The organism is Amycolatopsis albidoflavus (assembly GCF_039525725.1).
GTDB classification, from domain to species: Bacteria; Actinomycetota; Actinomycetes; order Mycobacteriales; family Pseudonocardiaceae; genus Amycolatopsis; species Amycolatopsis albidoflava.
Map to the genome: position 1 here is coordinate 477133 of NZ_BAAAHV010000003.1, position 20381 is coordinate 497513.

14 protein-coding genes and 1 pseudogene are annotated in these 20381 nt (G+C 68.4%); 8 read left to right on the forward strand and 7 right to left on the reverse strand.

The genetic code is table 11. The features are described 5' to 3' along the window. Positions 1–153 precede the first annotated feature (153 nt). Positions 154–1488, forward strand: coding sequence for a diaminopimelate decarboxylase (gene lysA / locus ABD156_RS03300; protein ID WP_344266090.1), 1335 nt, complete (start codon positions 154–156; stop codon positions 1486–1488). On the opposite strand, the gene ABD156_RS03305 is transcribed toward lysA, so the two are convergent. After that, complete coding sequence (locus ABD156_RS03305) at positions 1485–3011, reverse strand: APC family permease (protein WP_344266093.1); 1527 nt, start codon at positions 3009–3011, stop codon at positions 1485–1487. The genes lysA and ABD156_RS03305 overlap by 4 nt on opposite strands. Before the next feature lie 180 nt (positions 3012–3191). Here ABD156_RS03305 and ABD156_RS03310 point away from each other — a divergent pair, with 180 nt between their 5' ends. Then, a complete protein-coding gene (locus ABD156_RS03310; RefSeq protein ID WP_116202834.1) occupies positions 3192–3689 on the forward strand; it encodes an Lrp/AsnC family transcriptional regulator in 498 nt (165 codons plus the stop codon). A 1965-nt stretch (positions 3690–5654) separates the two neighbouring features. Here the strand turns inward: ABD156_RS03310 and ABD156_RS03315 are convergent. Together ABD156_RS03315 and ABD156_RS03320 are read right to left on the reverse strand one after the other, a co-directional pair. Further along, positions 5655–7484, reverse strand: coding sequence for a LamG-like jellyroll fold domain-containing protein (locus ABD156_RS03315; protein WP_344266101.1), 1830 nt, complete (start codon positions 7482–7484; stop codon positions 5655–5657). 112 nt (positions 7485–7596) lie between these two features. Next, a pseudogene (locus tag ABD156_RS03320) lies at positions 7597–8070 on the reverse strand (DUF6328 family protein); the annotation flags it as partial. Between the two features lie 1042 nt (positions 8071–9112). Between ABD156_RS03320 and ABD156_RS03325 the strand changes: the two are divergent. Beyond that, the gene (locus tag ABD156_RS03325; RefSeq protein ID WP_344266104.1) at positions 9113–9700 is read left to right on the forward strand and encodes a superoxide dismutase; all 588 of its coding nucleotides are present in this window, start codon (positions 9113–9115) and stop codon (positions 9698–9700) included. Between the two features lie 13 nt (positions 9701–9713). Here ABD156_RS03325 and ABD156_RS03330 read toward each other — a convergent pair whose 3' ends face one another. Beyond that, complete coding sequence (locus ABD156_RS03330; RefSeq protein WP_344266107.1) at positions 9714–10115, reverse strand: TIGR03667 family PPOX class F420-dependent oxidoreductase; 402 nt, start codon at positions 10113–10115, stop codon at positions 9714–9716. 192 nt (positions 10116–10307) lie between these two features. Further along, positions 10308–12713, reverse strand: coding sequence for a DUF2339 domain-containing protein (locus ABD156_RS03335; protein ID WP_344266110.1), 2406 nt, complete (start codon positions 12711–12713; stop codon positions 10308–10310). A 94-nt stretch (positions 12714–12807) separates the two neighbouring features. On the opposite strand from ABD156_RS03335, the gene dusB reads away from it, so the two are divergent. Continuing rightward, a complete protein-coding gene (gene dusB, locus ABD156_RS03340; protein WP_344266113.1) occupies positions 12808–13980 on the forward strand; it encodes a tRNA dihydrouridine synthase DusB in 1173 nt (390 codons plus the stop codon). 311 nt (positions 13981–14291) lie between these two features. Next, a complete protein-coding gene (locus ABD156_RS03345; protein WP_344266116.1) occupies positions 14292–14978 on the forward strand; it encodes a DUF2306 domain-containing protein in 687 nt (228 codons plus the stop codon). Between the two features lie 77 nt (positions 14979–15055). Here ABD156_RS03345 and ABD156_RS03350 read toward each other — a convergent pair whose 3' ends face one another. After that, complete coding sequence (locus ABD156_RS03350) at positions 15056–15475, reverse strand: Hsp20/alpha crystallin family protein (RefSeq protein WP_344266118.1); 420 nt, start codon at positions 15473–15475, stop codon at positions 15056–15058. 164 nt (positions 15476–15639) lie between these two features. Here ABD156_RS03350 and ABD156_RS03355 point away from each other — a divergent pair, with 164 nt between their 5' ends. The 3 genes from ABD156_RS03355 (at position 15640) to ABD156_RS03365 (ending at position 17960) form a co-directional block, all read left to right on the forward strand. Then, complete coding sequence (locus ABD156_RS03355) at positions 15640–16473, forward strand: alpha/beta fold hydrolase (RefSeq protein ID WP_344266120.1); 834 nt, start codon at positions 15640–15642, stop codon at positions 16471–16473. 148 nt (positions 16474–16621) lie between these two features. Next, positions 16622–17185: an isopentenyl-diphosphate Delta-isomerase gene (idi, locus tag ABD156_RS03360; RefSeq protein ID WP_344266123.1), complete on the forward strand. Its 564-nt coding sequence runs from the start codon at positions 16622–16624 to the stop codon at positions 17183–17185. Positions 17186–17300: 115 nt separating this feature from the next. Beyond that, positions 17301–17960, forward strand: a complete 660-nt coding sequence (locus ABD156_RS03365) for a GGDEF domain-containing protein (RefSeq protein ID WP_344266126.1) — start codon at positions 17301–17303, stop codon at positions 17958–17960. 720 nt (positions 17961–18680) lie between these two features. On the opposite strand, the gene ABD156_RS03370 is transcribed toward ABD156_RS03365, so the two are convergent. Next, positions 18681–20051 carry a hypothetical protein gene (locus tag ABD156_RS03370; protein ID WP_344266129.1) on the reverse strand — a complete coding sequence of 457 codons (1371 nt, stop codon included), beginning with the start codon at positions 20049–20051 and terminating at the stop codon, positions 18681–18683. Positions 20052–20381: the final 330 nt, after the last annotated feature.

Below are 20381 nucleotides of genomic sequence, written 5' to 3' on the forward strand. Positions count from 1 at the left end.
TCAACCGGGGTGTGGCGGAGGTTACTCGCGCGTTAAGAACACGTCAGCACGACCGCCGGGACCGTCAGGGGCCCGTTGCCGGGACGCCCCGGGCCGGGGTCGGCGGCGTGTGCTGGCGATGTTCGCCGCGATCGACATCGACCGGAGGTAACCGTGACGCTCAGCGAGCTGCTCCCGAGTCTCGGCTGCGAGGCCGCCGACCATCTAGAACCGGGACTCTGGCCGCAAGGCACGAAGCTCGGCGAAGGCGGTGAGTTGCTCTTCGCGGGCGCGCCGGTCAGCCACTTGGCCGCGCGCTTCGGTACACCCGCTTACCTTCTCGACGAGGAACAGGTGCGCAACACGGCCCGCGCGTATCGCCGTGCGCTGCCGGAGGCCGACGTCGCCTTCGCGAGCAAGGCGCTCTGTACGCGAGCAGTGTTGCGTTGGGTCGCCGAAGAAGGACTGTCGCTCGACACCTGCTCCGCCGGCGAGATCGCCGTCGCGCGCGCTGTCGGTTTTCCCGCGGAGCGAATTCTGTTGCACGGCAACGCGAAGACGCCCGAAGACCTGAAAGCCGCGCTGCAGTACGGCGTCGGCCGCATCGTCCTCGACTCTCTCGACGAAATCGAACAACTCGGCACCCTTGCCGATGGCGCACAGCGCGTTCTCATCCGCGTCACGCCGGGCGTCAGCGGCGACACGCACGCTGCGATCACGACAGGCACCGAAGGACAGAAGTTCGGCTTCTCGCTGCGCCCCGACGTACGCGACAACGTCGACCGCGCTGTCGCAGCAGTGCTCTCGCAACCGAGCCTCCAATTAACCGGACTGCACTGCCACATCGGCTCGCAAGTGTCCCGTGTGGACCGTTACGAAGAAGCCGCGCGAAAGATGGTCGAAGTCCTCGTCCGCATCCGCGACCACTACGGAATCACCTTGCGCGACTTGGATCTCGGCGGCGGCCACGCAGTCCCGTACGCCGACCGTGAAGCGTCCTTCGACCTTGAAGGGTACGCACGACGCCTCCGCGTCGCACTGGGCTACGAATGCTCGTCACGCGACTTCCCGTTGCCACGCCTGACAATCGAACCCGGCCGAGCGATCGTCGGACCGGCCGGCATCACCGTTTACCGCGTGTGCGCCGTGAAACGCGGCGCGCGCACCTTCGTCGCTGTCGACGGCGGCATGAGCGACAACCCACGCCCCGCGCTGTATGGCGCGCGCTACACCGCGCGTCTCGTCGGCCGTCGCACGAAGGTCGCGCGTACGCCGATGACGGTTGTCGGACGACACTGCGAGTCCGGCGACGTGCTGGCGGACGTCTGCCTGCCCGACGACATCCACGTCGGCGATCTGCTGGCCGTACCGTGCACCGGCGCGTACCACCACTCGCTGGCGTCGAACTACAACCTCGTCGGCCGCCCACCGCTCGTCGGCGTACGCGACGGACACGCGACGCTCCTCGTACGCCGCGAAACCGAAGAAGACCTGCTTCGCCGCTGCTAGCTCTCGATGGTCTGACCGTCGCGGGCAACGGCGCCGCGCGTCAGACGTCGCCCCGCGAAGAAGTCACGGCAGGCGCGTTGCACGGCAAACATCAACGGGAACCCAACGAGGATCGCTACGACCCCGATCACCGCGACACCGCCGATGCCGAACACAGTGGTCTCTCCGGCGTCAGGCTTCGCGTACGCGATCGCCGCGAGCACCAGTACCGCCAGGAAGAACACGCCGCCCACGAAGGGCAGTAAGCCGCGAAGCAGGAAGTTGCGCACGCTCGACAACAGCGTCCGGCGAAACACCCATACGCAAGCGAGCGCCGTCACCGTGAACTCGATCGCGATCGTGAGCCCGACCGCGTCGACCGAATCCGCGAGCACGTTGCGGCTCCACAACGCCAGCAGCACGTACAAGGCGAGCGACACCAACCCGAACGCCCACGTCGTCACCGACGGCGTCTGGTACTTCGGATGCACCCGGCCGAACACCTTGGGCAGCGCGCCGTGACTGGCCATCGACAACGTCGTGCGCGCGGCGGGCATGATCGTCGCCTGGCTCGTGGCCGCGCCGCTCGTCAGCACGGACACGATCAGCAGCACCCCCATGACCTTGCCGAACCCGGACGTCCCGAACACCGCGCCGCCCAGCCCGGCGAGCACGTCCTCGGCGTTCGGCTCGTTGGCCAGCCCGATCCCGTGCTCGCCGACGCCCGCGAAAGCCAGCGCGGCGACGGTCACCAACAGGTAGTTGAGCACCAGCAGCACGGTGGAGAGGATCGCCGCCCGGCCCGGCGCGTGCCGCGGATCAGCCGATTCCTCGTTCACCGAAAGCGAACTCTCCCAGCCCCAGTAGATGAAGACCGCGAGCAGCACCGCCGACACCGCCGTCCCGACACTGACCCCGTTCGGCCACAGCCAGTCCCACTGCGGCGTCGTCGCCTGCGGGCCCGCAGTGCCGCTGTAGACGCGCGAAAGCGCTACGGCGGAGAAGATCACCAGGACGGTGAGTTCGATGCCGAGGAGGACCCACTGCGCCCGTGCGGACACCTCGATGCCGCGGTAGCACAGCCAGCACAGCGCGAGCAGCCACGCGCCCCCGATCGCCGTCGTCACCGCGCGGTTGTCGGCCAGGTCGTCTAGACCAAACAGCAGCAGGGTGTACCGGCCGGTCAGCGCCGACTGACTGCTCATCACCAGCAGTTGCTCCACCAGGACGACCCAGCCCGTCATCCAGCCGACGCGACTGCCGAACGCGCGGGTCGCCCAGGTGAAGTTGGTGCCGCAATCGGGTTCGGCCGCGTTGAGTTCCCGGAAGGCAAACGCGACGAACAGCACCGGGACGAACGACAGCAACACGAACGCGGCGGCCTTGAACCCCGTTCCGGCGAGCACGAGGAACCCGAGCGTCGCCGCGATCGAATAGGCCGGGGCGGTCGACGACATTCCGATCACCGTCGAAGACACCATGCCCAGCGCGTTCGAGCGGAGCCCCTTGGCCGGCACCACCGGCGCGGCGACGGCTTCGGTCATTGGAATATTCCTCCTCAAGATCGGCGGTCCGCGACCGTACCCGGCGTTTGCCCGAGCCAGAACGGCGGCCGCATGTCCGCCATCTGGAGAAGAAAACGGGAAAGGGTCTCCTGCTCTCCGGCTCCTGCCGATACGCTGCGCGTCTGACGAATCACATGCCGAAACACAGGGAGGGACGGCATGGGTGACGAAAACCGTACGAAAATCGAGGAACCGCGTGCTCCGAGAGCGCTAGACGGGACCGACCGGACGCTCATCACGCTGTTACAGGAAGACGGCAGGGCGTCGTTCACCGCACTGGCCAAGGCGGTGGGTCTTTCGGAAGGCGCGGTGCGGCAGCGAGTACAACGGCTGCTGCGAGAGGAAATGGTGCAGATAGTCGCCGTGACCTCGCCGGAACACGTCGACCTGACCCGAAGGGCCATGGTCGGCATCACGGTGGACGGAGACGCCCGCGAAGTGGCCCAGCAACTGGCCAAGGTCGCCGACGTACACCAGGTGGCACTCTGCTCGGGCCGCTTCGACCTGCTGGCGGAACTGCTATGCCGCGACGACGACCACCTGCTGTCCGTACTCGGCGACGAGGTACGGCCCATCGCGGGAGTCGTCGCGACGGAGCTGTTCGTGTACCTGAAGCTCGCGAAACAGGACTATTCGTGGGGAAGGCTGACCGCCTGATCCGCGGGTTGGGTTCGCGACTGGGTCCATGGCCGGGTTTCCGGCCTGGCTCGTGGTCGGGCTCGTGGCTGGGCTCTTGGTGAGCGCGTGGTCGGGCTTGTGGCTGGGCTTGTGGTCGGGTCCACGAGCTGACGTGCTCGGACTGGGTTCTCGGTGGGGTTCCCGGCCTAAGCTGCGCGGCTTGCCGACCGACTGGGTTCTCCACCCGGCGCGGACGGACCGGTGGCTCGGCAGGGTTCTTCAGCTGGGCGGATGCCTGACTGGGTTCCTGAGCTGGGCTTATGGTCCTGGTCCTTGGGTTGGAGCATTCGGTTTGGGCAGCGCTTGCGGCCTCGGTTCTCGGGCTAGAGCGCTCGGCGCGGGCAGGGCTTCCGGTCCTGGTCCTCAGACCGGAGCACTCGGCTTGAGCCGGACTTTCGGTCCTAGCTCTCGGGCTAGAGCGCCCGGCTTGGGTCATCGAACGATGTCCTCGGTCAGGCGTGCTAGGGCTGACACGGCCGGTCCGGATCGGGCCGGTACCCCGGCTGCGTCGGCGCGACTCCGAGGACTGGACCGGGCTGGCCCCCAGGCCTGGTTCGGCGTACCCGAACCGGACTGGTCCCGGCCTCGGAACTCCGGCACGAACACCGGTCCCGGAATCAGCACTGGTCCCGGCGGCGAGGCACCGTTCCGGCAACGGGCTCCAGCCAAACGCCAGTTCCGGCACTGATTCCCGGCCCCACCGCTGTCCAGCAACGACGCTGGCCAGCACGGGCTCCCAACCGGCGGCTGTCTCCAGCAAGGACGCTGGCGCGGCATCCGGCCTGACCACGGGCTCCAGCAACAACGCTGACCTGGCAACGAAGCAGGTTTGACTGCCAGCTCCAGCAACAACGCCGGTCCAGCGACAAACAGGCTAAGCCGCCAGTTCCAGCAACGACGCTGACCCGGCGACAAAGCAAGTCAGCACCAGTCCCGGCAACGACGCTGACCTGGCGACAAAGCAGGTCGACACCAGTCCCGGCAACGACGCCGGTCCCGGCGCAAAGCAGGTCGACACCAGTCCCGGCAACGACGCTGACCTGGCGACAAAGCAGGTCGACACCAGTCCCGGCAACGACGCCGGTCCCGGCGCAAAGCAGGTCGACACCAGTCCCGGCAACGACGCCGGTCCCGGCGCAAAGCAGGTCGACACCAGTCCCGGCAACGACGCCGGTCCCGGCTCGACCACCGGTTCCAGCACCCGTGCTGGCCCCGGCAACGAGCTCCACCGCCAGCCAAGGTATCCGCGCTGGTCCGGCAACACGCACCACCCGGCGTCACCCGTCGAAGGCGGAGACGCCGGTCCCGGCAACGGGCGTCAGCCCGAGCCCCGGCATCCGTGCCGACCAGGCAACGCGACTCCGGCATCAGCACCGGCTCCGGCAACGGCGCCGGCCATGACCCCGGAATCCCGTCCCAGCATCGACGCTGGACCGCCTCCGGTCGCACACCGACGTTCCCTGCCCCAGTCCCCGGCACGGGAACGCTCGCCGATTTCCGCGCGCCCTCCGCACAGCAGACCTGCGTCCCACTCATCGGAACAGCGCTGGCCGCGAAAAAATGCCCCGCGGCCAACGCTCGCCACCGACCGAATTCGCGACCAGCCACTCCGACGCTCTTAACAGCTGGCCATTACAATCCCTTCCCCGATTAGCCCGACTGGCCGAAGCCATCAGTTTTGCTAATACCCCCGAACGGTCGCACCAGTCGAATTTGCCTGCTGCGCAATCGGAATAGCGAGCTGGATTCCGTATCGACCTTCCGCCAACAAGTCGGTTCCGCAATCCCCAGCCGCGTACCCGTCTTCCGCAACCCCAGCCGCCGCACCCGTCTTCCGTAATCCCCGAGCCGCCGCGCCACTTTCCCCCGTCCCCAGCCGCCGCGTCCGCCTCGCGAACCGTGGTCGCCAGCCGCAATTGCCGAGCGGCCACTCGACGCCGCCGGTCAGCCCAGCAGAAATTCCCGCGGAGCCAGCGCCCGGTCGACCACCCGGGCCTCGCCGATCTCGCCGTAGAAGCTGCGCTCCACCTTGCCCCGGTACGACGACGCGCCGATCAGCCAGCCGCCGCCCGGATTGGCCAGGCCGATCGCCGGCGTCTTGGGATTGCGCAGCAGCGGGCAGCCGTCGACGTACAGCGTGCTGCGCCACCCGTCGTTGACGACCGCGACGTGCCACCACTTCGCCAGCGGCAGTTCGTGGCCCCAGTTGGTCGAGATCCCGTTCTGGTTCAACGGGAACACCGCCCACTGAAGCTCCGCGCCGTCCGAGACGCTGAAGGTCGCGGCCGATTCGTTCGGGTCATCGCCGGATTTCCCGGCCGCGCCGCCGTTGCCGAGGCGCGCGAAGATGCCGCACCAGCCGTGGGTGCCGTCGCGGAAGTCTTCCGGCAGCCGGACGAACGCTTCGACGGTATAACCGCGCTGGAAGGTCAGGCTGTTCATCGGTGCGCTGTCGACGGTCTGGAGGTACGCGCCACGACCGGGATTGCGCGCGCCGTCGAAGCGAAGGCTCGCCCGCGACGGTTGGCGAGACGCGAAGTCCGCCGAGTAAGTCAACGCCGTCGGCCCGCTGCCCGACACGGTCATGCGGCGCAGGTCGTTGCCGCGGCCGGTGAGGTCCTTGATCACCGCGTTGTCCGGCACCGGAGAGCCCGCGCGGCCGCCCTCGAACCGCCAGTACGCGACGGTGCCCGGCACGAGCTGCGGCTTCACCGGGCGGGCCGGCGGCACCGGAACGGGCGCGAAACCGGCGAACCGCTTGTCGAAGTCGATGTCGATGCTGAAGTAATCGACGTCGGTGCTGCGCTCGGCCTCGATGCGCTCGAGTTCGGTGAGGTCGCGCTTGCCGTCGAGCCACGGCGAGAAGGTGCGGACGTCGATCACGCCGCGGGCGACGTCGAACTGGTACAGCCGGATCATTCCGCTGCCGCCGTAGTAGCGGTCCTGGTAGTTCGTGAGGTGCAGGTGGACGTCGTGCCCGGCGGCGTTGCGCTTCACCAGACGGCTCGGCGGCCAGTAGTGGCCGTTGAGGGTCAGGAAGATCTGGTCGCTTTCGTTGACGAACTGGTCCCAGACCTGCTGGCCGAAGTCCGACAGGAACGCTTTGCCTTGCTCGTCGGAGTTGACCAGCTCGTGGATCGTCAGGATGGCCGGCATCCGCGGGTGCTGCGCGAGAACCTGCTTCGCCCACGCGAAACCGCCCGCCGACGGACGCCAGTCCATCGCGAGCACCAGCCACTCCCGACCAGCGGCCCGGAACACGTGGTAGGTGTTGTAGCCGTCCTTCGAGGAGCCGCGGAAAGTCGGCGAGTTCCGCTGCCGCTGCGGCCCGAACGCGTCGAGGTACGGCGTGCGCCCGCGCTGGTCGTCGGTGGAGCCGTCGATGTCGTGGTTGCCCGCGAGCGTGCTGTACGGGAACCGGAACCGGTCGAGCGCCTGGAACGACCGGCTGATGCCCGCGAACTCCCGCGCCTGCCCGTTTTGCGTGAGGTCGCCGAGGTGCGCGAGGAAGACAACGTTGTCGTCGTGCGCGTGGCGCAGCACGTACGACAACGACGCGTCCACCGGCGTCGAGTCGCCCCGGTCCTCGTCGAACAGGTACTGGGTGTCCGGCATGACCGCGATCGTGAACCGCGGACTGTCACCGTCCGGCCGGCGAGCGACGCTGGGATCAGCCGCAGCGATCCCGTTCAGACCAGGCAGCGCGGACACCGCCGCGCCGGCACCGAGGATTCCGGCACCGCGCAGGAAGTTCCGCCGTGAAGAGTCAGTCACGAGCAGGAAGCTACGGGCCGGCCCCAACCGCTACGGCAACAATTGCCGACGGCTCGATGAACAGCTCCGTTTCTGTCCTGTGCAGGACAAATCCGGCAGGCACCGACGCCGCTCAGTGACCGTCGCGTCGCCTTTGGTCGCCGACGAGCATTCCCGGCACCGCGAACCACAACAGCCCGAACAGCAACACCGCCATCCCACCGACGAGCCCCATCGCAACCGGCCCGAAGGAGACCTTCGCGATCAGCGCAACGGTGACCGTGATCGCCGCGGCAAGACACCCAAAGCCAACAAGCACGACCCGGTTGCCAACCCGCAGGATCTCCTCCCGCCGCCCAGTCCGGAACAGCATGCGATGCCACGCCGCAGGCGCGATCAGCAACGCCGTCGCCGCGACGGTGAGCAGCACCGCCAGCAGGTGCAGCGTCTTCTCGAACCCGCTGGCGTCGTGGAACCGGCCCGTGAAGACCACCGACAGCAGGAATCCGAAAAGGATCTGAACGCCCGCCTGCGCGACCCGCAACTCCTGCAACAGCTCGCCGACATTCCGCTGCAGCATCTGGTTCCGCGTCTCGCCAGTGTGCTCGACGTCGTCGTCTAGCTCCGCTGACCCGCCGACCCGCGCCGACCCGCCGACCGCAGCGAACCCGCCGCCCTCCGAGGAGCCAGTGCCGTCCGACGATCCGGTGCGCTGGGAAGGTCCGCTGCTTTCCGCCAGCCCTCCGTCAGCCGGTCGGCTGCCGCTGGCCAGTCCACTGCCAGTCGGTCGGCCACCGCTGTCCAACCCACTGTCAGTCGGTCGGCTACCGCTCGCCAGCTCACCGTCGGCCGGTCGGCCACCACTCGCCAGTCCGCTGCCAGTCGGTCGGCCACCGCTGTCCAACCCACCGTCGGCCGGTTTGCCACTGCTCGCCAGCCCACCGTCGACCGGTTGACCGCCGCCGGTATTCCCGCCGCCGGGAGATTCGCCGCCGCTAGCCTGCCCGCCCTCGGTCGATCCGCCGCAGCTGGCCTGCCCGCCGGAGTCCGCCGGCCGGCCACTCTCCGGCGACCCACCAGCCTCGACCGGTCCACCGGCCTCTGCCGACCCGTGGACGTCCGCACGACGGCCGTCAAACCCCATGGCACTGTTCGGGTCGTCAGGCATGTCAGGCTCCACCGGTGCTCACCGAAGCATCGCCGGGCAAGTCCGACGCTGCCACGCTGCCAAGTACCCAACGCGTCATCGCCCGAAAACTCGCCCAGGCCAGTCGAGCGCCTTCGTCTCCGCCGCAACCGCCGCCCGAGCCGCCCAAGCCGCATCCGGCCCGTCGGCCCGTTCCTGTCAGCGGAGCGCACCAGGACTCCGTCGCCGCGACACAACCGGCACCAATACCAACGGCAAGCGGGAGCCGCACGCCTTGCGTCCAGACAGAAGCCCGCGCTCCCACTCGAGCCTGGCCCGGCCTGACCACCTGCCTAGCGGCACGGCTTGGTCCACGTCTGAATCTGGCCGCTCCCGCTGCCGCCCCAACCGACGCCCCAGCGCACCTCACGCCCGCACGAAAGCCGTCCCGAGATCCGGACGACCTCCACACGTTCGAGTGGAGAACATGGCACGGCACGCGCCGACTGGTTAGAGAAGTTTCATGCGTTTCCTCCCTAAGTTCCTTTCCGCGGCCCTCGCCGCCGGTCTCACCGTCACGAGCCTCTCGGCCGCCACCGTCGCAGCAGCTCCGGCCGAGGCCTCACCACTGCGCTTCACCACCGCCCACGGCACGTTCGCGGCGTACACACCGGGCAGCCAAGCCGTCACCTACCGCCCGGATCTCGTGCCCTCCGGGGCCAGGGCGCACGTCTCCGCCCTGTCCGGCAGTCGCGTCGGCACCACCACCGTGCTGGTGATCAGCGGCCTCCTGCCGCAGCACGAATACGGTGCGCACGCGCACGTGAACTCCTGCGGCGCCACCGGTGACGCCGCGGGCGGACACTTCCAGCACGTGCCGGACCCGGTGAAGCCATCGGTGGATCCGGCCTACGCCAACCCGCGCAACGAGATCTGGCTCGACTTCACCACCGACCGCTCAGGCATCGGTCATGCAACCTCCATTGTGGACTGGAAATTCGGCGAACGACGGGCGAAGTCCGTGGTAATCCACGAAACCCATACCCACACCAACCCCGGGCACGCCGGAACCGCGGGTGGGCGGCTGGCCTGCCTGAACGTCGGCTTCTGAATCCGGAACGCCCTCAAAACCCCCAGGACTTCTCGGGCACGATCCGGATCCGCACCGAGTAGTCGGCGTCGAAGGCGGCTGGATCGGCGAACCCGATACCGGCGTAATGCCGTTGGTACTTCGCCAGGTAGCCGGGAGCTTCAGAGGCTTTGGCTTCGTCGATGTGCGCGCGCCCGTTGACGACGATGATGCTCCCGCCGTGTTCGTCGCTGTTCAAGTGAAAGCTCACCTCCGGGTTGGCGGCAAGGTGCCGGAGTTTGGCCGTACCAGGCCGGCTGAAAACCACGATTTCTTCGCCGTCGAGCACGAACCAGACCGGCCTCGGCGCGGGGCGGCCGCTCGGAGTCACGGTGGTGAGCCATGCGACGGACTCGCCTGCGCGTTCGATGAGTTTCGGGTCGTGGGTGTAGGTCATGGTCGGATACCTCCTCGGTAGGTTTCCCAGGTAACCACGAGCCACCGACAGTTCCGCGACATCAGCCCGCACCGAGGACGCCTCGGACTGCCTCAAGCCACTGTCACCACAGCAAATTTTTGTTTACACAAAAGGGAAATCCCCCGATCCGAGATCATTCTCGATTCCCCGGATCGGGGGACTTCTCGCGAATCAGCGCGACGCGACAACCCGCGCGTACCGCGCCCCCGCCACGAGCAGGATCACGCCAGCACCGAGGAAAGCGCCCACCCGGGCCAAACCGTCCAGCGCGGCAAGGTCGAACAACACGAGCTTCGCCACCGCGGCAGCCACCAGCACCAGCCCGGCGATCCGCAACGCGACCACCTCGATCCCGCGCAGGAGAAGGACAAACGCGACCACCGTCCAGGAAACCGTGACTAGCGTGTGGCCGACCAGGAATCCGAGCCGACCAGGGGACACGAGCATGGACGCTGCGAGCACCAGACCAGCAGCGCCGTAGAGCGCACACAGTCCCGCGGGCAGCCAAGGCGCAAGACTGGCCGATTTCACCACGTTGAGACGAATTGCCGCCCATGGCAACGCGATCGCGGCGGCGAGGAGAAGCGCAGCCGAGGCGAGTGCGGCGAAAAGAAGATCCCGCGGATGCCAGTGCGGGAGCATCAGCAGCGGCAGCGTCAGCTCCGACCCGAGCACGAACAGGCCGCCGATCACCGCGAAGGCGAGAGAACCGCCTAGCGCGAACCGGTTCCGTGTGAACTTCGCCGCGAACGCGAGCACGACCGCTTCGCCGAGCAGGACCGCCCCGCCATCGAACTGCGTGACAGTCGCTTGCATCGCGGCGACGAGGCCAGCGATTCCCGCGACAGTACCGGAATTCCCTCGCACGATGGGCCAGGTCGCGATGAGCACGACCGCCGTTCCGCCCGCCAGAAACACGGATTCCGGCCGGCGCAGAAGCAGTGCGGCAGCCAGGACAGGCAGCGGGGCAACAGCGAGCACGGCCAGCGAGTAGGGCTCGTTATCGTTACGCCGCAAAGTGATCAGCGCCGTCGCCGCGCTGACGACACCGGCGGCAATCACTGCCCACAGCGGCAAGGTTCGCAGCCCGGTGCCGATCAGCGCCGTTGTCAAGGGCGGAATGGCTGCAGTAAACGAAAGTGGCGACCATGACCGTCGGAGGTGGACAGGAACGGTCGCGATCTGGATCATGAGAAGGAACGTCACGAGTTCATAGGTGAAGCCCCAAGTGATCAGGGGCGCACACACTCCGCATCCTCCCACCACGGCATTCGCCAAGAGAGAGGAATCCCATTTGACCGCAAGCAAAAGTCCGCCCACCGCGATCGCGAAGCCGACCGCGAGCCCGGCGGGAACCGGTAAGAAATCGTACAAGGAGGTGGCAGCGACAGTGTCGAGGTAGAGCGTCGCGATCCCCGTGGCGACAAGAGCGAACGCACCGGTGCGCGCGGCCGGTTTGCGGTGCAGCCAAGCGCCCGCGCCGACAAGGATCCCGCCGAACGCAGCACCGACCGCCACCCGCGGCAGCGGGCCGAGCCAGCCGCGCTGGATGGCCAGAATCAGCAGCAGGACAACCCCGAGCAACGTCACCGCGCCGCCCACCCACGCCAGCAGTCGCGAACCGGCGCCTTCACGGCCGAGTCGCTCACGGAGCGTCGGAGATGGGGTGTAGCGGTGATAGCCGAAAGGCGGTTGAGCGAAGAGCCTCTGGCCATACGGCACCTGCTGGGCGGTTGCCTGGGGGTGTTCTTGGGCTGACTGTCCGGCGGCGAGACCTTCCGGGCCTGGCTGTTGGGTGCCGGGTTGCGGTGTTGACGGGTGGGTCGCGCTGGCCGCAGGTTGGGCGGAATACGAAGCTGCGTAAGGGTTGTGCGGGTAGTAACCCGGGTGGGGGTGGAACGCCGCACCGTGCGCGGCCGAGTAGGCCGGGTACAGGTAGGGGCCGCCCTGCGCAGCTGGGTAGCCCGGGGCGGGCGACTGGCCTGGAGCAGCCGGGTAGCCCTGCGCGGCAGGGTGACCAGGTGCAGGAGGCTGGGTTGGCCCGGCAGAGCGGCCTGGCTCGGCGGCCCGGACCTCTTCGGCGGGCTGGCCCTGTTCGGCGGAGTGGCCCTGTTCGGTGGGGTGGCCCTGTTCGGTGGGGTGGCCCTGTTCGGTGGGGTGGCCCTGTTCGGTGGGGCGGCCTGACTCGGACGGCTCGCCCGGCGCGGCGGCCTGACCCAGCGCAGCGGAAGCGCCTGCCACGTCGGCAATGCCCTCCGCGGCCGTGTCGGAGCTGACCGGCTGAGTGGGGCCGGGCGAGAAGGCCGACTGCGACGACTCCCCGGTCGACGCTGCTGACTCGGCGTGGCCGCTCGGGTGGCCTGGCGTCGGCTGGGAGGCCGCTGTGTCTGGGCCGGATTCCTCGGCGGGCTTGTCGGTGGCCAGCGCGGGCTGGTCAGAGGCCAGCGCGGGCTGATCGGTGGCCGACTCGGGCTGGAGGTGCACTGCGCGGAGTTCGGCGCCTACGTGGGTCAGGCGGCGGCCGAGGTCGTCCAGTTCGCCGGCCAGGCGGTGGAGCGTTGCAGCTTCCGTGGTCATACCGGACATCGTCGGAGAAACGGAGCGATGATCGGATCCGTAGCACTACTCAAGGCTGGACACGAGATGGTCTCGCGACCGCGGAGCTGCCCGGATGCGTGTGCCGTACGTCACGGGCGACAATGGAAGCGTGACTGCCACCTTGACCGCGCCCACGTTGAAGATCGGCCCCTACCAGGTCGATCCTCCCGTCGTGCTCGCTCCGATGGCGGGGATCACCAACGTGGCGTTCCGGCAGCTCTGCCAGGAGTACGGCGCGGGCATCTACGTGTGCGAGATGATCACCGCCCGCGCGGTCGTCGAACGGCACCCCGGCACGATGCACATGATGACCTTCGGCGAGCACGAAAAGCCGAGGTCCATGCAGCTTTACGGGGTCGACCCGAAGACGATGGCCGAGGCGGTCCGGATCATCGTCGGCGAAGGCCTCGCCGACCACGTGGACAGCAACTTCGGTTGCCCTGTCGCGAAGGTGACGCGCAAGGGCGGCGGCGCGGCGCTGCCATTCAAGCGGCGGCTGTTCGCGGACATCGTGCGCGAGTCGGCGAAGGCGGCGGCTGAAGGCGGTGTTCCGTTCACCGTGAAGTTCCGCGTCGGCATCGACGACGATCACCGGACGTTCCTCGACGCCGGACGCATCGCCGAAGCCGAGGGCGCGGCCGCCGTCAGTCTGCATGCCCGCACGGCCGCGCAGCGCTACTCCGGCCAGGCCGACTGGACCAAGATCGCCGCTCTCAAGGAGGCCGTCACCAGCATTCCGGTGCTGGGCAACGGCGATATCTTCAGCGCGGACGACGCGCTCCGCATGGTCGCCGAGACTGGCTGCGACGGCGTCGTCGTCGGGCGCGGCTGCCTCGGTCGGCCGTGGCTGTTCGGCGAACTAGAAGCCGCCTTCCAGGGTCGGGAGATTCCGGCTGGGCCGAACCTCGGCGAAGTCGCGCGCGTCCTGCGCCGGCACACCGAACTGCTCATCGAGCACGACGGCCACGACAAGGCGATGCGCGACATCCGCAAGCATATGGCCTGGTACCTGATGGGCTTCCCGGTCGGCTCCGAGCTGCGGCGCGGCTTCGCGATGCTCTCGTCGATGGGCCAACTCGACGACCTCATCGCCCAGCTCGACCACGACGCCCCCTTCCCCGAGGCCGCCACCGGCCCGCGCGGACGCCAGGGCTCGCCGGGCAAGGTGACGCTCCCGCACGGCTGGCTGGACGACCCGGACGACGACTGCGTCCCCGAGGCCGAGGACATGCACTCCGGAGGCTGACCAGCAGGGATCGGCCGGGCTGAGCACCGCGGTCCTAGGGCAAAACACGACGGTCTCCGTCGGCCGGGAAGACCAGTTTCACCGCTGCCCGCACAGCAGCGATTCGGAAACTGGGAACCCCTGCCGTCGCGGACTCCACCGCACCGCCGAGGTCGCATCACAACAGCGACCGCGAACTCGGCACCTCGCCGAACCAGCAGCGACGGCAAACCCTCGCGTACCACCTGATCTACGCAATTCTCGCCGACACGGCCATCCCCGCCATCACGAGACGCTCACTGCACAGACCCAGTCCGAGCAGGAGTTTCGTGATGACTTTCGCCGTTCCCCGCCGCAGCCGCCGACGGATCGCCTGGGCCGCCGTCGCGGTGTCCGCCGTCGGCGTAGCGCTGTTCTCCGCCGCGACCTACCTGACCGGCGACCCGACCTTGAGCCGGATCCCGCTCAACCCGGGGATCGCCTTGCACTACTTGACGATCGTGCTGCACGCCTTGCCCGCGAGCCTGGTGCTGCTGATCGGACCGTTCCAGTTCGCCCAACAACTGCGCGCACGTCGACCGAAACTCCACCGGGTGCTCGGCCGCGTCTACGTGGTGAGCATGATCTTCGCCGCGGTCGCCGCACTCGTGGCAGCGACGTTCTCGGTCGACGGCATCTCGTCACAAATCGCCTTCTACCTGCTGTCCGTCGCGTGGCTCTACACGCTCTACCGCGGCTACACCTTCATCCGGCAGGGCCAGATCCAACTCCACCGCATCTGGATGATCCGCAACTACGCACTGAGCTTCGCCGCGGTCGTGCTCCGCGGCTTTCTCGGCATCGGCGCGGCGATGCAGGGCATCTTCCCGACGCTGAGCTTCGCCGACATCTACACGACGAGCGCGTGGGGTTCGATCACGATCTGCGTGGTCGTCGCGGAGTACTTCGTCCTCAACCGCACAATCGCGCCGCTAGTGCGCAAGCGGCAGCCGGGCGAGCGAGCGGGTATCCCCAGCTGACCTGCGCGGATAGCAATTGTCCCCAGGTTATCCACAACCCACTGTGGACAACCTGGGGACAACTTGGGTTCGCGACCTCAGGCGTCGATCTCCTGCGGCGCGCCGCCGACAGTGATCTTGCGCGGCTGGGCCTTCTCGGAGACCGGGATGCGCAGCGTCAGCACTCCGTCGACGTAGTCCGCGGCGATGCGCGTGGTGTCGAGCGTGTCGCCGAGGAACAGCTGGCGCGAGAACTTGCCGCGCGGCCGCTCGGATACCTGGACCTGCGCGTCCTCGACCGCGACCGGGGTGCGCTCGGCGCGGACGGTGAGCACGTTGCGCTCGACGCTCACGTCGATGGAGTCGCGCGCGATCCCCGGGAGGTCGAACTGGATGACGTACTCGTCGCCGGAGCGATAGGCGTCCATCGGGACCGAGCGCGGCGCGGTCCCCTGACTGCCGAAGACCTGCTGGGTCAGGCGGTCGAACTGGGCGAACGGGTCAGTGCGGATCAGCATGTCGAATCCCCTTTCGGACAACTGCGGCCAGCTGCTGGGGCGCTGACCAAGCCTTGCAAAGTTGCCAATGAGCGACTCAACTTATTTGTTCCCGTGTAGCTCAGATCACAGTGACAGCGAGAGACCGCCCGAAACTGTCGGTGCCTGTCCGTAGAGTGCGTCTCGTGATCGACCAGCTGACGATCCCGACCGAAGCGGGATCCTTCGACGCAATCGCGGCCGGCCCAGAAGACGGCCGACCGGTACTGCTGCTGCACGGCTTTCCCCAGGCCGCCGTGGAGTGGGAGCACCAGGTGGCGACGCTCGGCGTGCTCGGATACCGCGCGATCGCGCCGGATCAGCGCGGTTATTCGCCGGACGTGCGGCCCGAGCGCCCGGCCGAATACGGCATCGCGTCGCTGGTGTCCGACGTCGTCGCAATCGCCGACACGCTCGGCTGGAGCACGTTCGACCTGGTCGGCCACGACTGGGGCGGCGCGGTCGCGTGGTGGACGGCCGACGAGCACCCCGACCGGCTGCGCAGCCTCACCGTGGTGTCCACGCCGCATCCCGGGGCGCTCGCCGAAGCGCTGCGGACGGACGAGGACCAGCACCTGCGGTCGGCCTATATGACGGAGTGGCGGCAGACGCCCGCCACCGAGCAGCGCATGCTGGCCGACAACGCCAAAGCGCTGCGCGAGATCTTCGACCGGCGCATCCCGCCGAGCAAGATCGACGAGTACGTCCAGCGGCTGTCCGAACCAGGTGCGCTCACCGCCGCGCTGAACTGGTATCGAGCCGGGCGTCCGGGCGGGAAGATCGGCAAGATTTCGGTGCCGGCGATGTACGTGTGGTCCACAGAGGACGTCGCTTTCGGCTCGGCCGCCGCGCTCGACACGGCGAATTGGTGCACCGGGCCGTACCGGTTCGAGATGCTGGAGGAGGTGTCGCACTGGGTAGCGGAGGAAGCGCCGGAGGCGTTGACCTCGTTGATCGTCGAGCATCTCGGCAGCCGGTGACACCCGGTCTGGCCTGCGCAGTCGTTCGGCTGGGTGTCCGACGGGACAAGGATTCGAGCGCTGCGTGAAGATCCGACACTCGAATCGGGCGAAACGGCCACCCGGCTCGCGGTATCGGCCGGTAGGTGCGTGGTGTTCAGTATCCGGAGTGGACACCAGCACTGAAGCCGAAACCGAACGCGTCGTCTTCGTGACCGAGGACGGCGTGCCCACCGGGGAGACCGGGCCGAAGCTCGCCAGTCATCACGCCGAGACGCGGCTGCACCTCGCGTTCTCCTGCTACGTCCTGCGCCGTTCGGACAACGCCCTGCTGATCACTCAACGCGCGCCGCACAAAAAGGTGTGGCCGGGAGTGTGGACCAACAGCGTGTGCGGTCATCCCGCGCCCGCCGAAGCGTTGGAGACCGCCGTGCGCCGGCGGGCTTCGTACGAACTCGGGCTGCCCGGGCTCGAGGACCTCGAGTGCGTGTTGCCCACGTACCGCTACCGCACGCCGCCCTTCCAGGGGATCGTGGAGAACGAGTTCTGTCCGGTGTTCGCCGCGTGGACGGACGTCGATCCGCGGCCGAATCCCGAAGAGGTGGGCGGCTGGCGATGGATTTCCTGGGCCGATTACACACAGTGGATCACGGATCCGACGACTGACGCGAGTTACTGGGCTCGTGATCAATTCGCGCAGCTCAAGGACAAAAAGCCCTTTTCCGCGCTCTGAGGCGGAGAACTCCGTTGCGTGACATCAGCGGAAGTCCGTCGTCCACTTGAGCGAAATTCACCTTCGAACGTACCGATGACTCAAGCCGCCGCTCCTTTACGACGAAAACGATGGAGTGGCGGAGGTCAGAGTGTCGGCGTACGACGAGCTCGGAACGGGGGAGACCGCGCCAGACCTGCTCACGTTGCACGAGTCCATCGCGGACCTGTTCGCGACGCGCGGCGACTGGCGGCGGGCCTACCGGCACCTGCGCTCGGCGCTCGACATTGCCCGAGCGGGCAGTCTTCGCGATCCGCTCACCTCGAGCTACAACCGCCGCTACCTCGACCAGCGGCTGCCCGAACTGCCGGCCGCGGTGGCCGTCGCGCTGGTCGACCTGGACCGGTTCAAGTCCGTGAACGATACGTACGGTCACCTTCTCGGCGACCGCGTCCTCTGCCGGGTCGCCGATCTCCTGCAGGAGGGGCTGCCTGCCGATGCGTTCTGCGCACGGTACGGCGGCGAGGAATTCGCTCTCGTCCTGCCGGGAATCGATCATCGGGGAGCCGTCCGGGTCGCCGACGCCGCGCGTCTGCGGGTCGCTCGTCATCCCTGGTCAGAACTGCAGCCAGGCCTTCGGGTTACGATCAGCGTCGGCCTCGCGCACGGCACCGAATCCGGGCCGCGTCAGCTCCATCGAGCCGACAATCTCCTTTACGCCGCGAAGCGGGCCGGCCGCAACAAGGTCGCTTTCCATGACCGCGAGACCGCGCAGGTAATTACGCACTCTGAGTAACGCACGTCTGCGATTACTCCATTCACCGAACCCGAACTTCACCTGTTCGTCCGCTTCAGTGCGCCTTAGGGCGACTCATGGTGAAGAAATTCGCGGGAGGGTGTCGTCACGAACGGCGGGTATCCGTACGATAACGAAAAGCTCCCCCGGTACGACGAGTCCTGGGAGACCCGGCGAAGCCGCCGGGTGTTCAAAGGTAAGCCGCCCCAGCCTGGCGCCTGACGTGCGAGAGGAGACCGAGTGCCCGACGAGCGCAACACCCCCGGCACCGGTCGCCATTCCGACAGCGCGGCACGCCCCCGAGGCGGACGTCGCCGTTCGATGGACACTCACGGCGGCATCAGCGTGTCCGACGTGGTCGCGCGGCACACCGGGGAACGACCCGCCTTCGCCGAGGACGCCGGGATGCAACTCTCGGAGCCGGTGAGCCGGCTCGCCGAACCGGGCGCCCGCCGGGCAGAGCCGGGCCGCCGCCGCGCGGACGCCGAGCGACCCGAGCCGGGACGACGGCGGGCCGAGCCGGACGCTGGTTATTCGGGGGCGAACGGTCGCACCGGGTTGCCCGCCGAACCGGGCCGGCGGCGGGCGAATGGGCACGCCAACGGATTCGGCAGTCGGCACGCTGAGCCGGGAGACGCCTCGGACCTGGGCGGCGATCGGGCGAATGGGCAGGTCAATGGGGTCGGCGGCCGACACGGCGGGTCGGCGGAGGACGACGCTTCAGGAGCGAGCGCACACGGCAGCGAGCTGGCCGGAGGCAGCAACGGCACGGCTGGCAGGCGGGCCAACGGATTCGGCAACCGACACGGCGAGCCGGCGGCGGACGGCCTCGCGCCAGCGGGTGGACCGGCGAATGGTCAGGTCAACGGGGTTGGCGGCCGACATGGAGAACCAGCGGTAGACGACGCCGCACCAGCGGGCGGGCGGACAAACGGCTACGGAGTCGGCAGTCGACACGGTGAACCGGCCGGAGAAGACGCCGGTTCGGTGGGCAGACGGGCAAACGGCTTCGGCAGTCGGCACGGCGAGCCCGCGGCGGACGATGTCCCGCCCGTTGGCGGACCGGCGAACGGCCGCGTCAACGGGGTCGGCGGACGGCACGGCGAGCCCGATGAGGCCGCACCAGTTAGCGGACCGGCAAACGGCTACTCCAACGGAATCGGCAGTCGGCATGGCGAGCCCGCGGCAGACATCCCGCCAGTTAGCGGATCGGCGAACGGGCGCGGCAAGGGAATCGGCGGACGGCACGACGAACCGGCCGGAATCGACGACTCGATCGGCCGACGAGCGAACGGCCGCGGCAACCGACACAGTGGTGCTGCGGAAGACGGTGTGGCCTCTGACCGGGCCAATGGCGTCGGCAGTCGGCACGGTCGCGAAGTTGCCGACGGTTCCGAGTTCCGGAACGGAGCCAGCGGGCCGACAGCGGACGTACTCGCGAACGGCCAGGTCAACGGGATCGGCGACCAGCGCGGTGGTTCTTCGGGCGATGGCGATGATTTGTCCGGCGGCCGTCGGGCGAACGGGGATCGTCGGGGTGGTGTTTCGGACGTCAACGGCGGGAATGCCGCGCGAGTAGGCGGACGGGCGCTTTTCGGCGGTGCGGTGCCTGACGGCAATCGACACGGTGCTCCGGATGTTGCCGGGTCGCCGGTGGATGGTTCCGTTGGCGAGGTTCGGAGCGCTGAGTCTCGACGTCGGGAGACTGGGGCTTATCAGCCTGGTGACGTCGGCGGGCCTGGTGGTCGTCGCAGGGATTTGGGCGGGCACGAGGCAGGTGGACGTCCTGACGAGACTGGTTCTGGCGAGGTAGCTGGGCGAACCGGCGGCCGTCGTGGGGAGCCGGGTGGGCGGGTTGCCGAGTCTGGCGGTCGGCTTGAGGAAGGCCGGTCCGCGGAGCTGGGCGGTCGGCTTGGAGAACCGCGACGGCGTGCGGACGACGGGCTGCCAGGGAATGCCGAGCAGGATTTGGGTTCTCCGGAGCGGGGGATGCAGCCTCGGCGTCGGCGGGCGGATGGGCTTCCGCCTCGGCCTCGGCAGGGTGGCGGGGTTCCGGTTTCTCCGGATCCGCCTGGGCCGCGGCGGCCGCACGGGGCGGAGAACGCTCCTGGGCAGCGGGGGGCCGGTCCGGATTCCGGCGGGCATCGGTTGCCTGGTCCGGAATTGGACGGGCCGCGCATGGCTGGCCCGGGCGGACCGCGGGTGGCGGGTATTGGCGGGCAGCCGGTCGCGGATCCCGGCGCGGCCTCGCAACGGAGCGCTGGTCCTGACTCGGCGGCGCTGCCGATGCCTGACGAGCACCGGTTGGCTAGCCCCGATGCCGCTGGGCCGCGGACGCCCGGTCAAGACTCTGGCGGGCACCAATCGGGCGAGCAGCGAATGCCCGGCCCGGCGAGGCGACGGGCTGCTGGGCCGGAGTCC